This window comes from Xanthomonas chitinilytica (assembly GCF_026107455.2).
Lineage (GTDB): Bacteria > Pseudomonadota > Gammaproteobacteria > Xanthomonadales > Xanthomonadaceae > Stenotrophomonas > Stenotrophomonas chitinilytica.
The window spans coordinates 72,135-85,118 of record NZ_JAPCHY010000010.1 but is presented as its reverse complement, the minus strand read 5'-3'; the positions used below and the strand labels follow the sequence as shown (position 1 = coordinate 85,118).

The 12,984-nt window shown below is 69.9% G+C and carries 13 protein-coding genes; 1 reads left to right on the top strand and 12 read right to left on the bottom strand.

The genetic code is table 11. The annotated features are described in order from the left end of the window. Positions 1-31: 31 nt before the first annotated feature. On the top strand, positions 32-1,639 hold the full coding sequence (rtcR, locus tag OK345_RS12185) for an RNA repair transcriptional activator RtcR (RefSeq protein ID WP_265128252.1): 1,608 nt from the start codon (positions 32-34) through the stop codon (positions 1,637-1,639). A 68-nt stretch (positions 1,640-1,707) separates the two neighbouring features. Here the strand turns inward: rtcR and OK345_RS12180 are convergent, their stop codons facing one another. From OK345_RS12180 to OK345_RS12125, 12 genes are all read right to left on the bottom strand, one after another. Continuing rightward, a complete protein-coding gene (locus tag OK345_RS12180) occupies positions 1,708-2,034 on the bottom strand; it encodes a low molecular weight protein tyrosine phosphatase family protein (RefSeq protein WP_265128359.1) in 327 nt (108 codons plus the stop codon). Positions 2,035-2,491: 457 nt separating this feature from the next. Continuing rightward, on the bottom strand, positions 2,492-4,687 hold the full coding sequence (gene uvrD / locus OK345_RS12175; RefSeq protein ID WP_265128251.1) for a DNA helicase II: 2,196 nt from the start codon (positions 4,685-4,687) through the stop codon (positions 2,492-2,494). A 41-nt stretch (positions 4,688-4,728) separates the two neighbouring features. After that, a complete protein-coding gene (locus OK345_RS12170; RefSeq protein ID WP_265128250.1) occupies positions 4,729-6,129 on the bottom strand; it encodes an FAD/NAD(P)-binding protein in 1,401 nt (466 codons plus the stop codon). An 87-nt stretch (positions 6,130-6,216) separates the two neighbouring features. Further along, positions 6,217-7,638, bottom strand: coding sequence for a cardiolipin synthase (gene cls, locus OK345_RS12165; RefSeq protein WP_265128249.1), 1,422 nt, complete (start codon positions 7,636-7,638; stop codon positions 6,217-6,219). 201 nt (positions 7,639-7,839) lie between these two features. After that, positions 7,840-8,007, bottom strand: coding sequence for a 50S ribosomal protein L33 (rpmG, locus tag OK345_RS12160; RefSeq protein WP_231806348.1), 168 nt, complete (start codon positions 8,005-8,007; stop codon positions 7,840-7,842). 10 nt (positions 8,008-8,017) lie between these two features. Then, positions 8,018-8,254 (bottom strand): 50S ribosomal protein L28, encoded by a 237-nt coding sequence (gene rpmB / locus OK345_RS12155; protein ID WP_265128248.1) that lies wholly within the window; start codon positions 8,252-8,254, stop codon positions 8,018-8,020. Between the two features lie 222 nt (positions 8,255-8,476). Beyond that, positions 8,477-9,169 (bottom strand): hypothetical protein, encoded by a 693-nt coding sequence (locus tag OK345_RS12150; RefSeq protein WP_265128247.1) that lies wholly within the window; start codon positions 9,167-9,169, stop codon positions 8,477-8,479. A gap of 67 nt (positions 9,170-9,236) precedes the next feature. Next, on the bottom strand, positions 9,237-9,872 hold the full coding sequence (locus OK345_RS12145; protein WP_265128246.1) for a cation efflux transmembrane domain-containing protein: 636 nt from the start codon (positions 9,870-9,872) through the stop codon (positions 9,237-9,239). 4 nt (positions 9,873-9,876) lie between these two features. Continuing rightward, a complete protein-coding gene (locus OK345_RS12140) occupies positions 9,877-10,047 on the bottom strand; it encodes a hypothetical protein (RefSeq protein ID WP_265128245.1) in 171 nt (56 codons plus the stop codon). 153 nt (positions 10,048-10,200) lie between these two features. Beyond that, positions 10,201-11,991 carry a DUF885 domain-containing protein gene (locus tag OK345_RS12135; RefSeq protein WP_265128244.1) on the bottom strand — a complete coding sequence of 597 codons (1,791 nt, stop codon included), beginning with the start codon at positions 11,989-11,991 and terminating at the stop codon, positions 10,201-10,203. A 120-nt stretch (positions 11,992-12,111) separates the two neighbouring features. After that, positions 12,112-12,546, bottom strand: coding sequence for a GIY-YIG nuclease family protein (locus tag OK345_RS12130; RefSeq protein ID WP_265128243.1), 435 nt, complete (start codon positions 12,544-12,546; stop codon positions 12,112-12,114). A gap of 96 nt (positions 12,547-12,642) precedes the next feature. Continuing rightward, complete coding sequence (locus OK345_RS12125; protein ID WP_265155100.1) at positions 12,643-12,984, bottom strand: lipid-A-disaccharide synthase N-terminal domain-containing protein; 342 nt, start codon at positions 12,982-12,984, stop codon at positions 12,643-12,645.

Genomic DNA, 12,984 nt, shown 5'->3' with positions numbered 1-12,984 from the left:
TATTTCCATCGCGCCTCTTATAAGGATGGATATGGACCGTCGCCAGGTGGTATTCGGCATGCTCGGCACCCAGCTCGATGCGGGAGCCGGCCCCGGCCGCTGGGAAAAATGGCGCCCCACGGTGTCGCTGGGCATGCACGAGGACTTCCTGCCGGACCGCTTCGAGCTGCTGGTCGACCAGCGCCGCTTCGGCAAGCTGGCTGCCCTGGTACGCGAGGACCTGGCGCTGGTGTCGCCGGAAACCGAGGTACGCCTGCACGACACCTACCTGGCCGATCCCTGGGAGTTCGAGGGCGTATACGCCTGCCTGCACGACTTCCTGGCCGGGTATCCGTTCCGGCCGGAGGAGGAGGACTACTACATCCACATCACCACCGGCACCCACGTCAGCCAGATCTGCTGGTTCCTGCTGACCGAGAGCCGGCATTTCCCCGGCCGCCTGCTGCAGACCGCGCCGCCGCGCAAGCAGAACGGGAAGGACCCGGGCATGTACGCGGTGATCGACCTGGACCTGTCGCGCTACGACCGCATCGCCCAGCGCTTCCACCAGCAGCAGCTGCAGGACCGCGACCTGCTCAAGAGCGGCATCGCCACCCGCAACCCCGCCTTCAACCGGATGATCGAGCAGATCGAGACCGTCGCCACCCGTTCGCGCGCGCCGATGCTGCTGACGGGACCGACCGGTGCCGGCAAGAGCCAGCTGGCCAAGCGCGTGTTCGAGCTGAAGAAACTCAAGCACCAGCTCCCCGGCCGCTTCGTCGAGGTCAACTGCGCCACCCTGCGCGGCGACGGCGCGATGAGCACCCTGTTCGGGCACGTCAAGGGCGCCTACACCGGCGCTTCCGGCGACCGCGCCGGCCTGCTGCGCTCGGCCCACCAGGGACTGCTGTTCCTGGACGAGATCGGCGAGCTGGGGCTGGACGAACAGGCGATGCTGCTGCGGGCGCTGGAAGAGAAGCGCTTCCTGCCAGTCGGCAGCGACCGGGAAGTGGAGAGCGATTTCCAGCTGATCGCCGGCACCAACCGCGACCTGCAGGACGCCGTGCTGCAGGGGCGCTTCCGCGAGGACCTGCTGGCGCGCCTGAACCTGTGGACCTATCGCCTGCCCGGCCTGGCCGAGCGCGCCGAGGACATCGAGCCGAACCTGGAGTTCGAACTGGAGCGCTGGTCGCGCGAGCAGCACCAGCGGGTCGCGTTCAACCGCGAGGCACGCGCCCGCTACCTCGCCTTCGCCACCGGTCCCGAGGCGACGTGGCAGGGCAACTTCCGCGACCTCAGCGCCTCGATCATGCGCCTGGCGACGCTGGCCAACGCCGGCCGCATCCAACTGCAGGGGGTCGAGGAGGAAATCGCGCGGCTGCGCGGGCAATGGCGCGGCGGCACCCGGCCCTCGCCGCTGGACGCGCTGCTGGGCGAAGCGGCGGACCGGCTCGACCGCTTCGACCGCGTGCAGCTGGAAGAGGTGGTGCGCGTCTGCGCCCGCTCGCGCTCGCTGTCCGCCGCCGGCCGCGAACTGTTCGCGGTATCGCGCAGCCAGCGCGCCAGCACCAACGACGCCGATCGCCTGCGCAAGTACCTCGCCCGCTTCGGGCTGGACTGGGAGCAGGTGCGCCGCCCGAGCGATGCGACCGCGGACTGACGCGGCGACCGGTGCGCTTTTGCCGCCCCGATTGCGGGCGATGGTGGCGCCCCGGTCGCGCGCCCGCGTCAGCGCAGGTGCGGCGGCACCTTCTGCCCGAGGAGGCGGACCAGCTCCGCATCCATGTAGCCGTAGTCGTCGGGAATGCCCAGGCAGACGATCTTCTTGCCGCCCAACCAGCGCTGGAAGCGGCTGGACAGACGGGTGCGGTGGACAGGCTCCATCACGAAGACTAGGTCGGCCCACTGCAGCAGCTCCGGGCTCACCGGCACCTCGGCATCCGGCTTGAGTCCGGCCGAGGCGGTCTCGATGCCCGGCCAGTCGGCGAACACCTGCTCGGCGGTCGGGCTGCGCAGCCGGTTCTGGCTGCAGACGAAAAGCACGTGGCGGGTCATCGGGCGCATACCTCGGGTCATCGCCGGATCGGCACGGGCCATCGCCGACTTTTCCCGGAAGGCATCGAGGTTCGGCGCGCGCCCGTCGCGACTGACGTCGCTCCTACGGGGGCATGGAACCCTGTAGGAGCGACGTCAGTCGCGAGCCTTTCGAGCAACGACAGGTACCTGCCCAGAACCTCGTTGTTGTCGCCGCGCCCGAAGAGACATCAAGAAGACTTCGACCTCGTCCAGCCCAACCAGACGCCCATCTGGGCAACGAGTTTCGACACCACGGGGAACCACGCGATTCCGAACAACAGGGACCACCCGCCGCCGAGTGACAAACTCCAGAAAGCGAAAACCCCACCCAGGTAGATGGCCAGGAAGGCGACTCCGCTCAGGAATCCTTTCATCCTTCAAACCATCCGCGACAGCCGGCACCCGCAAGGACCACGGCCCGACCACCACGCCAACCTCACAGCACCGTCAGGTTGGCGTAGGCCATCACCAGCCACTTGCTGCCGGCCTCGGCGAACTCGACCTGCACGCGGGCGTGGGCGCCATTGCCTTCGTAGTCGGTGACCATGCCCTCGCCGAACTTGGGATGGTTGACCAGCGCACCCAGCTTGATCGGCGCCGCCTCGATGTTGGCGTGGCCGCCCATCACCCGGTTGGCGCCGAGCGAGGCCGGGCGCGAGACCTGCACCTTGGGCCGCACTTCGTTGAGCAGCTCGCGCGGGATCTCGCGCAGGAAGCGCGACGGCATGTTGTAGCTGTCCTGGCCATGGATGCGGCGCGACTCGGCGTAGCTGAGCACCAGCTTCTGCCGCGCGCGGGTGATGCCGACGTAGGCCAGCCGCCGTTCCTCTTCCAGCCGTCCGCTCTCCTCCAGCGAACGCGCGCTCGGGAACAGCCCGTCCTCCATGCCGGCCAGGAACACCAGCGGGAACTCCAGGCCCTTGGCCGAATGCAGCGTCATCAGCTGCACCCCGTCCTCGCCGGCCTGGGCCTGGCCCTCGCCCGCCTCCAGCGAGGCGTAGGACAGGAACGCGACCAGCTCGCTCATGTTCTCGCCGGCCTCCTCGATGTCGTCGTCGCGGCGCACGAAGCGCGAGGCCACCGACACCAGTTCGTCGAGGTTGTCGGTGCGCGATTCCGAGTCCAGCGCGTTGCGGCTTTCCTTGGACCAGTGCTCGCGCAGGCTCGAGCGCACCAGCACGTGGTCGATGCGCTCGGCCAGCGGCATGTCGCCGGTCTCGGCGCCGAGCTGGTTGACCAGCACGGTGAAGCCGGCCAGCGCGTTGCGCGCGCGCGCGGCCAGCGCATTGCCCTGGGTGGCGACCAGGGTGGCCTCCCACAACGACAGCGCCTGCTCGCGCGCCAGCCGCCGCACCTCGTCCAGGGTGCGCTCGCCGATGCCGCGCGCCGGCGTGTTGACCGCGCGTTCGAACGCGGCATCGTCGTCGCGGTTGGTCATCAGCCGCAGGTAGGCCAGCGCGTCCTTGATCTCGGCGCGCTCGAAGAAGCGCATGCCGCCGTAGACACGGTAGGGCACCTGCTCGGACAGCAGCGCCTCTTCGAACGCGCGCGACTGCGCGTTGCTGCGGTAGAGCACGGCGATGTCGCCGTAGCTGCCGCCGTCGCGCACCCACTGCCGCGCGCGCTCGACCACGTAGCGCGCCTCGTCGACCTCGTTGTAGGCGGCGTACAGGTCGATCGGCTCGCCGTCGCCGCTGTCGGTCCACAGTTGCTTGCCGATGCGGTCGGGGTTGTGCGCGATCACCGCGTTGGCCGCGCCCAGGATGTTGGCGCTGGAGCGGTAGTTCTGCTCCAGGCGGATGGTCTGCGCGCCCGGGAAGTCCTTGAGGAAGCGCTGCACGTTCTCGACCTTGGCGCCGCGCCAGCCGTAGATCGCCTGGTCGTCGTCGCCGACCACGAACACGTGGCCGCTGTCGCCGGCCAGCACCCGCACGAAGGCGTACTGGATGGCGTTGGTGTCCTGGAACTCGTCCACCAGGATCTCGCGGAAGCGCGTGCGGTAGTGCGCCAGCAGCGCCGGGTTGTCGCGCAGCAGTTCGTGCGCGCGCAGCAGCAGCTCGGCGAAATCGACCAGCCCGGCGCGGTCGCAACGCTCCTGGTAGGCGGCGTAGGCCTGGCGCATCGTCTCCAGCCAGGCGTCGTGCGGCTCGGGCTGGATGTGCTGCGGTCGGCGGCCTTCGTCCTTCTGCTGGTTGATCCACCAGGCGATCTGCTTGGGCGGGTACTTGCCGTCGTCCAGCTCCAGCTGCTGCACCACGCGCTTGACCAGCCGCAGCTGGTCGTCGCTGTCCATGACCTGGAAGCTCTCCGGCAGCCTGGCGTCGTGCCAGTGCAGGCGCAGCAGGCGGTGGGCCAGGCCGTGGAAGGTGCCGATCCACATGCCGCGGCTGCCGTTGCGCAGCTGCAGGTCGGTGCGGTGGCGCATCTCGCCGGCGGCCTTGTTGGTGAAGGTCACCGCGAAGATGCCGTGCGCCGGCACGCCGTGCACTTCGTTGAGCCAGGCGATGCGGTGGGTCAGTACGCGGGTCTTGCCGGAACCGGCGCCCGCCAGCACCAGGTAGTGGCCGGGAGGCGCGGAAACCGCCTCGCGCTGGGCCGGGTTCAGGCCGTCGAGCAGGTGGGAAACATCCATCGGCGCATTTTACGGGAAACCCGCCGGCGCGATGGACGCGCTCAGTCCGCGCCGGCCGGCACCTGCTGCAGCATCCGCAGCGCCGCGTCGCGCGCCTGCACCCGCAGTTCCGGGATCGCCAGGCTTTCCCACAGGCGGCCGATGCGCAGGCTGCCGACCACCTGCAGCCGCGGCTCGGCCCGGCCCCCGGCATCGACCAGGCGGCCGTCGGCGTCGGTATCGATGCCGATGCCGTGCGGGCCGGGCCGCGCATGGCCGCGCCCCAGCATCTGCTGCAGCAGCGGATTGCGCATGGCCTGCGCGCGCATCTCCACGCCGGTGGCGTTGATCACGCACTGCACTTCCAGCTGCAGCGGCCGCCGCTGCGCGTCCAGCGCCGCCACCTGCACGCAGGCGCCTTCGGCGAACACCGTCTCCAGCCGCCCGCGGTGCAGCCGCAGCTGGCCGCTTTCCTGCAACTGCCGCAGCTGCGCGTGCACCGGTTCGGCGATGCGATGGCGGTGCACGTCCCAGTAGCGCACCACGTGGCGCAGGAAACGGCGCTGGTCGGCGCACGACAACGATTGCCACAACGCCTGCACCAGCGGCCGGATGCGGTCCATCACGCTCTGCCACGGGATGCCGCGCGCCTGCGCCTGCGCGGCATGCACGCGCATCGCCCGCACCCGCTGGCGCAGGTCCATCGCCAGCAGCGGCTGCGGGTCGAAATCGGCGGCCGGCCCTTCGGCATGCGGCAGCGGCAGCAGCGCGTGGCGCGAGATCACGTGCAGCGTGCCGCGATGCCGGCGCCCGGCCAGCGACACCACGCTGTCGGCCATGCTCAACCCGGAACCGACGATGCACACCGCCGCTTCGGCGTCGATCGCCTGCACCGCGTCGAAATCCCAGGCTTCCACCCGCTGCCGCGGCGACAGCGCACCGGCGCCGCGTGCCGGCAGCGGCCGCAGCGCATTGCCCGCGGCCAGCGTCGCCGCCCGCACCCACAACGCACCGCCCTGCTGCAACGTCAACCGCAGGCCGTCGGCGGAGGCTTCCAGCGCCACCACCCGGTCCTCGACCACCTCCAGCTGCGCCGCGCTGTCGGCCTGCGCCTGGCGCAACCGCGCCTGCAGGTAGTCCGCATAGTGCGCGCGCGCGACATAGCTGCGCGCCAGGGTGTCGCGATCCAGCTGCGGATAGGCCTGCTGCGCGCACAGGTAGTCGAGGAAGTCGTCCGGCGCGTCGACCAGGCCGCTCATCCGGCCGGCCGGCACGTTGAGCAGGTGCTCGGGATAACGGGTGGCGTAGGCCACGCCGCGCGCCAGCGGCGGCTGCGGTTCGAGCAACGCGATCCGCAACGGCCGGCCGGCATGGTGCAGCGCCTGGATGGCAGTGAGTACGCCAGCGGCACCGCCGCCGATGATGGCGAGGTCGAACACCCGCGCGTTATCGGTTCCGATCATGCGCGGATTGTAGTGGATGGCACCTGACGGACTGATGGCGGCCATGCATCAGGTGATGCGCGACGCTCCTGTTTCGGAATCGTTAAATCACATCAGCGCGTCGGCCAGCCGGGCGATGCCTTCGCGGCTGCGGCGCCAGGTCGGGCGCTGCCGCCATTGCGCCAGCGTCAGCTGCTGCGACTGCGCCAGGTAGTCCGCTTCGATGCCGCGCAGGCGCTGCACCAGCGCCGCGTCGTAGCACAGCAGGCCGATCTCGGCGTTGAGCGCGAAGGAACGGATGTCCAGGTTGATCGAACCGACCAGGGCGATGTCCTCGTCCACGCTCAGGTGCTTGGCATGCAGGAAGTGCGGCCGGTACAGCGCGATGCGCACGCCGCAGCGCAGCAGTTCGTCGTAGTAGGCCTGCTGCGCCCACGCGGTGAGCGGCTGGTTGTTGCTGGCCGACAGGATCAGCTGCACTTCCACGCCCGACAGCGCGGCGATGCGCAGGGCGGCGAGCGTGGCCTCGTCGGGCACGAAGTACGGCGTCACCAGCACGATCCGCCGGCGCGCCAGGTGCACCAGCGCATCGACCGAGTCGCGCGCGTTGCTGAACGGATAGGCGGGACCGCTGGGCAGCAGCTGGGTGGCGACGTCGGCGGCGCGGGCCGGCACCGCCGCCAGCACTTCCAGCGCCTGCCCGGTCTCGATGAACCAGTCGCCGGCGAACACCGCTTCCAGGTGCGCGACCACTGGTCCCTGTACCCGCGCGACCAGCTCGCGGTTGGGGAAGCCGCGGATGAATCCGGCCGCAGCCAGGTTCTGCGAACCGACGTAGCCGATGCGGTTGTCGATCATCGCGATCTTGCGGTGGTTGCGCAGGTCCATGCGTCCGCTGCGGCGCCAGCGCAGGCCGCCGGGCAGCATCGCCTGCACCTCCACGCCCGCGGCGAGCAGGCGGGCCCGGTAGCGGCGCAGGCCGCGCTTGGCGCCCACCGCGTCGAGCAGCAGCCGGCAGCGCACGCCGCGCGCCGCTGCCCGTTCCAGCGCCGCGGTCACCGCTTCGCCGACGGCGTCGTCGAACATCAGGTAGTACAGCAGGTGCACGCGTTCGCGCGCCTGCTCGATATCGGCCAGCAGCGCCTGCAGCGCGCCGTCGTAGTCGTCCAGCAGTTCCACCGCGTTGCCGTGGGTGGGCATGAAGTCGCCCAGGCGCTCCACCAGCGGCGCCATCTCGGCCACGGCGGTGTCGGTCCGCGGCGCCCAGCGCTGCGCGTGCTGCAGCGCCTGCTGCTCGCGGATGCGGCGGGATACCTGCGCCTGGCGCTGCACGCGCTGGTGCGACAGCCACGGATGGCCGAGCAGCAGGTACAGCGGCAGCCCCAGCAACGGCACGAACCCCACCAGTAGCAGCCAGCTGCGCGCGGCGCCGGGGCTGGTGCGCACCGGTATCCAGCACAGGGCGGCCAGCCGGATCAGCCAGTCCAGCGCCAGCAACAGCCAGGAAGCCTGGAACCCCTCGGACAGCATCGCATCGCTCGGAAGGGAGGATGACCGATTCTGCTGGAGTGGCGGGGGAACGCAAGCGGCCGGGGGAAGATCGCCGCCCTTGGCGGGAGTGAAAAACACGAAGCCCGCCTTGCGGCGGGCTTCGTTGGAGGCGCAGGATCCCCCGCCTGCGCGGGGATGACCTGCCGGCAAAGACGTTCGCGAAGCGAACGCGCCGCTACGTCACTTGATCTTGCCTTCCTTGTAGATCACGTGCTTGCGGACGACGGGATCGTACTTCTTGATCTCCATCTTCCCGGGGGTGTTCTTCTTGTTCTTGTCCGTCGTGTAGAAATGGCCGGTGTTGGCCGAGGAAATCAGACGGATCTTGTCGCGCTTGCCTGCCATGATGCTTTACTCCTCAGACCTTTTCGCCGCGCGCACGCAGCTCAGCCAGAACGGCGTCGATGCCGTTCTTGTCGATGGTGCGCAGCGCGTGCGCGGAAACACGAAGCTTGACCCAGCGGTTCTCGCTGGCCACCCAGAAGCGGCGCTCGTGCAGGTTGGGCAGGAAACGACGACGGGTCTTGTTGTTGGCGTGCGAGACGTTGTTACCCGTCTGCACTCGCTTGCCGGAAACTTGGCATACGCGGGACATTGCGCACCTCGATAGATGTTGTGACTTCCTTGGCCAGGAAGACGGCGGCCCCGGCGGTTGCCCGCCACGCGTCATGGGAATCAATGGGTTACGCCGTCGAGGGCGGCCGGATGACGCGTTCCCGGCCGCCGGCCCGGAGGTTTCCGGACACAGCGAGCCGACAATTATGCCGGGAGCCCGCCGCCAGTGCAAATCCACGGCCCGCCCACGGCCGGGGCCTCGTCACTCGGGGGCGAACGACAACGTCCGGCGCCAGCGCAGCGGCTCGGCGACCCGGCCGGGATCGGGCGGGAACAGGGTCAGGTAGCCGGCCGCGATCGCCCGGTCGCGCAGGCGCTCGCCCACCCCTTCGGCCACTTCCACCTCCACGTGGGTGACCTTGCCCTGCGGATCGACATCCATCGCCCAGACCAGCCGTCCGACCCATGCTTCGGGCGGGATCGAGGCATCGTAGTTGGGCCGCCCGGCCACGTATGGCACGCCGCGCTCCAGATATTGCGGGGAGTCCTCGATGCGCGGGTCCACCCGGATCTGCGCCGATTGCTCGCGGCCGTCCCCGAGCACGGCACGCACCGTCCAGTCTCCCGGCACCCCGCCCTTGCCGAGGTTGGCGGGGTAGCAGTGCTTGGCGCCGCGGTAGTGCGGATGTCGCTCCAGCGAAACGCGGGCGCCCTGCGCGTCGAGGAACTCCAGCCGCAGCCCGCCCACCTCGGTGGGTTCGGCATTGGCGGCGACGCAGACCTGGTGGTCGTGGTTGCCTTCCGTGACGAACTGCCGAGTCTGCTGCCGGGCGATGGCGCCGGCCGGCGGCTTCGACCACAGGAATTCGATGTAGATGTCGCCGTCCTCGGCAGCGACGTTGCCGCTGGGCGCCAACAGCAGCCCGGCAGCAATGACAGCATGGCGCGCCTTCATGGCCGTCTCCCTGGACATGCCATCCGACCCTGGAAGCGGCGGACGGCCGGCATCATGTCATGCGCGGCTAGCCGGCGCAGGCATCGCCCGGCGGATGCAGCTCGCGCCACGCCGCGCGCGCGACATTCCAGGCCGAGCGCAGGAACAGCAGCAGCAGCGCGACGGCGACCAGCAGGTCGGGCCAGCCGGCGCCGAACGCCCATACCGCGGCGCTGGCGGCGATGACCGCCAGCCCTTCGTAGACATCGTTCAGCGAGCAGGCCCAGGCCGAGGCCAGGTTGATGTCGCCCTGGCGATGCGGCCACAGCAGGCGCAGGCACAACAGGTTGGCGGCGAAGTTCAGCATCGCCGCCAACCCCATGCTCTCGAACAGCGGCACCTGCGGGTGCGCCAGCTTCCAGCCGATGCCCGTCGCCACCGCCAGCGCGGCGGCGAGGATCAGGCCGGCCTTGAACAGCGCCACCCGCGCCTTGGCGGCCAGGCTGGCGCCGACCACCGCCAGGCTCAGCGCATAGGTCAATGCGTCGCCCAGGTTGTCCAGGCTGCCGGACAGCAGCGACACCGCGCCGCTGTGCCAGGCCGCCAGCACCATCATCGCGAACGTGCCGGCGTTGATCGCCAGCACCTGCCACAGCGCCCGCCGCTGCCGCGCCTGCAACGCCGCCACGTCCAGGGTCTTGCCGCAGCCGCAGCACCCGCTCATCGCCTCAATCTTCCTGTCCGGCCCCGTCGCCGGCATTGTCGTGCCGGTACGCCCAGCGGTACAGCACCGGCAACGTGGACGACACGATGCCGCCGATCGCCACCGTGGCCAGCGGCCGCTGTATTTCCGGAGCTGCCGCCCGCCGGCGTGGGGGCGAGGTTACTTGGCGAGACACCCCACCGCGTTGCGCGCATGTTCCTTCCGCGCCCTTGCGCCCGTTGCTCCCGCCCGTGCGGGGCAACGCAGTTCCGCCGCACCCGGCCAGGCCGGGCGACCGGGCCGTGCCGCGCGGATCAGCCCGCGCTGCCACGGGGGGCTTCGTGGCGCCTTAGCCCTGCTTGCGCTCGGCGATGAAGGCCTGGATCTGTTCCTCCAGCACCGGCAGCGGCACCGAGCCCTGCCGGAGCACGACGTCGTGGAACGCCTTGAGGTCGAACTTCTCGCCCAGCTCCTTCTCCGCCTGCGCGCGCAGGCGCACGATGGCGATTTCGCCGAGCTTGTAGCTCAGCGCCTGCGCCGGCCAGGAGATGTAGCGGTCGACCTCGGTGGTGACCTCGTGCTCGCTCAGCGCGGTACGGTCGCGCAGGTAGGCCAGCGCCTGCTCGCGGGTCCAGCCCTTGTGGTGGACGCCGGTGTCGATCACCAGCCGGCAGGCGCGCCACATCTCGTAGGTCAGGCGGCCGAAGTCCTCGTACGGGGTCTCGTAGATGCCCATCTCCACGCCCAGCTTCTCGGTGTACAGGCCCCAGCCCTCGCCGTAGGCGGAGATGTAGTTGTTGCGGCGGAACTCCGGCTGCTCGCCCTGCTCGGCCGCCAGCGCGCCCTGCAGCGCGTGGCCGGGGTCGGACTCGTGCAGGGTCAGCGCCGGCAGGTTGTACAGCGGCCGCGCCGGCAGGTTGTAGGTGTTGACCCAGTAGGTGCCCATGCCGCCGCGGCCGGCGGTCCAGAACGGGGCGATGTCCGGCGGCACCGGGACGATGGTGAAGCGCGCGCGCGGCAGGGTCATGTACCGGCCGATCACCGCGTCCACCCGCTTGGAGATCCAGGCCGCGCGGTGCAGCAGTTCCTCCGGGGTCCTGGCGTAGAACTGCGGATCGGTGCGCAGGAACTGCAGGAAGTCGGCGAAGCGGGTCTGCGGGCTGCGGCCCTGGAACCCGACCCGGTCGATGATCGCGTCCATCTCCTGCTGGATGCGCGCCACTTCCTCCAGGCCGATGCGGTGGATCTGCTCGGGCGTCAGGTCCAGCGTGGTGTATTCGCGGATCTGCTGGCGGTAGAACGCTTCGCCGCCGGGCATCGCCTCGGCGGCCAGCGTGGTGCGCGCCTGCGGCACGTATTCCTCGCGGAAGAAAGTCAGCAGCTTGCCGAACGCCGGCACCACGCTGCCGCCGATCGCCCGCCGGGCCTGGTCCTGCAGTTGCTTCTGCTCGGCGGCGGGAATGCTGGCCGGCAGCCGCTTGAACGGCGCGTACAACGGCGATTCGGCCGGGTCCTGCAGTTCGGCCACCGCCGAGATCGAGCCGTCGCGCCCTTCCAGCACCTCGCGCGGCACGCTGAAGCCGCGCGCCAAGCCGGCGCGCATGTTGTCCATCTGCTGGTCGAAGTAGCGCGGCACGTCGTCCAGCCGCGCGATGTAGTTGCGGTAGTCCTGCGCCGTCTTCATCTCGCGCCGGGCCATGAACGACAGGTTCGACCAGAACGAGGAATCGGAATTGAACGGCATCTCGTAGGCACGCAGCCGCACCGCGTCGGCCAGGTTCTCCACCTGGTAGCGGTAGATGGCGTAGTTGACGCGGTTCTCGGCCGACAGCGCCTTGCTGTCGAGCCGGTCCAGCTGCGCCAGCACGTCCTCCCACACCTTCAGCCGCTCGGCCTGGGCGGCGGCGCCGACGTCGGGCAGGCGGGTGGCATTGGCGGGAGCGTCGCCGTCCTCGCTGGCTTCGCCGCCACCGCTCTGGCGCCACGTCCATTCCTTCTCGTAGATCGCGCGGAACTGCGCATCGGCAGCGCTCTCGGCGGCCAGGCTGGCCGGTGCGGCAGCGGCGGCGGGAGATGCGGCCTGGACGGCGGCGGGCAGGGACAGGACGAGCAGCAGGGCGACGACGAGCGGTGATTTCACGAGCACAGGTTCCCGGGAAGGCAGGCCCCATCATGGCACCCATGGCCGGTCCCGGCATGGATCGAAAGTCCTGCGCGGGCGCAGGCGCCGTCCTGCGGCCGCAGTGATCGCGGCCGCCTGCTACCGATGGGTGAACGAGGCCACGCACCGCTCGCCGACAACCGGCATGTATTCCAGCGGCAGCCCCAGCGAGCAGCCATGCAGGTCCATCCACAGGGGATTGATCATGTCCACCATCCGCCGCTGCCATGCATGCGGCAAGGTCCGGATGTGCGCGGCCCGGGCCTGTGCGCTGGCCTCATCGTCCGCCCGCTCGAACCAGACCAGGTAGGGCGGCCTCCATTGCGACTCGGGCAGGCTTGACTGCTGCTGTTGCACGATGCGCGACCAGGCCGCCTCGATCCCACCGGCATTGGTCGCCACGTCGATGTAGAACGCCTCGCGCCTGGCGTGCGCCAGCAGGTAGACCAGGTGCGGCCCCTGCGTGAGGGCGCGCCAGTCGACGTCCTTCATTTCCTCGACCCACGGCCACTTTTCGAAATCCACGTCAGCCACTGTCGTCTCCGCCTCCATCGTCGCCACTGCTTGCAGCCATCGCCGGCTTGCGCGGCCCCGTACCGGTCGCGGGAAGTATCGCCTGCGGGCCGGCCGTCAATGCGTACCCCGGTCGCGCTTCCAGCCGCGGTGCTTGATGTCCAGGCGCAGGCTGTAGAGCGCGGTGAAGGCGGGGAACAGGTTCTGCAGCACGCCCACCGAATCCTGCTTGGCCGAGAACAGGAAGTAGCTGAGCGTCATCAGGCTGCCGAGCACGCTCATGTACCAGAACAGCCGCGGGATCACCGGCCGGCCGGCGCGGCGCGAGGCGACGAACTGCACCAGCCAGCGGCCGCCGAACATCAGCGCGCCGGTGTAGCCGATCAGCTTCCAGCCGGTGACGTGCAGGCCGGTCCAGAACAGCCACTCGATGGGCCGGTCGAGCAGGGCCAGCTCCAT

Excerpts from the sequence above, each read along its gene's own strand:
- rtcR (WP_265128252.1), top strand. The coding sequence starts at position 32 with ATGGACCGTCGCCAGGTGGTATTCGGCATGCTCGGCACCCAGCTCGAT.
- OK345_RS12180 (WP_265128359.1), bottom strand. The coding sequence starts at position 2,034 with ATGACCCGCCACGTGCTTTTCGTCTGCAGCCAGAACCGGCTGCGCAGC.
- uvrD (WP_265128251.1), bottom strand. The coding sequence starts at position 4,687 with ATGGATGTTTCCCACCTGCTCGACGGCCTGAACCCGGCCCAGCGCGAG.
- OK345_RS12170 (WP_265128250.1), bottom strand. The coding sequence starts at position 6,129 with ATGATCGGAACCGATAACGCGCGGGTGTTCGACCTCGCCATCATCGGC.
- cls (WP_265128249.1), bottom strand. The coding sequence starts at position 7,638 with ATGCTGTCCGAGGGGTTCCAGGCTTCCTGGCTGTTGCTGGCGCTGGAC.
- rpmB (WP_265128248.1), bottom strand. The coding sequence starts at position 8,254 with ATGTCCCGCGTATGCCAAGTTTCCGGCAAGCGAGTGCAGACGGGTAAC.
- OK345_RS12150 (WP_265128247.1), bottom strand. The coding sequence starts at position 9,169 with ATGAAGGCGCGCCATGCTGTCATTGCTGCCGGGCTGCTGTTGGCGCCC.
- OK345_RS12145 (WP_265128246.1), bottom strand. The coding sequence starts at position 9,872 with ATGAGCGGGTGCTGCGGCTGCGGCAAGACCCTGGACGTGGCGGCGTTG.
- OK345_RS12125 (WP_265155100.1), bottom strand. The coding sequence starts at position 12,984 with ATGGAGCTGGCCCTGCTCGACCGGCCCATCGAGTGGCTGTTCTGGACC.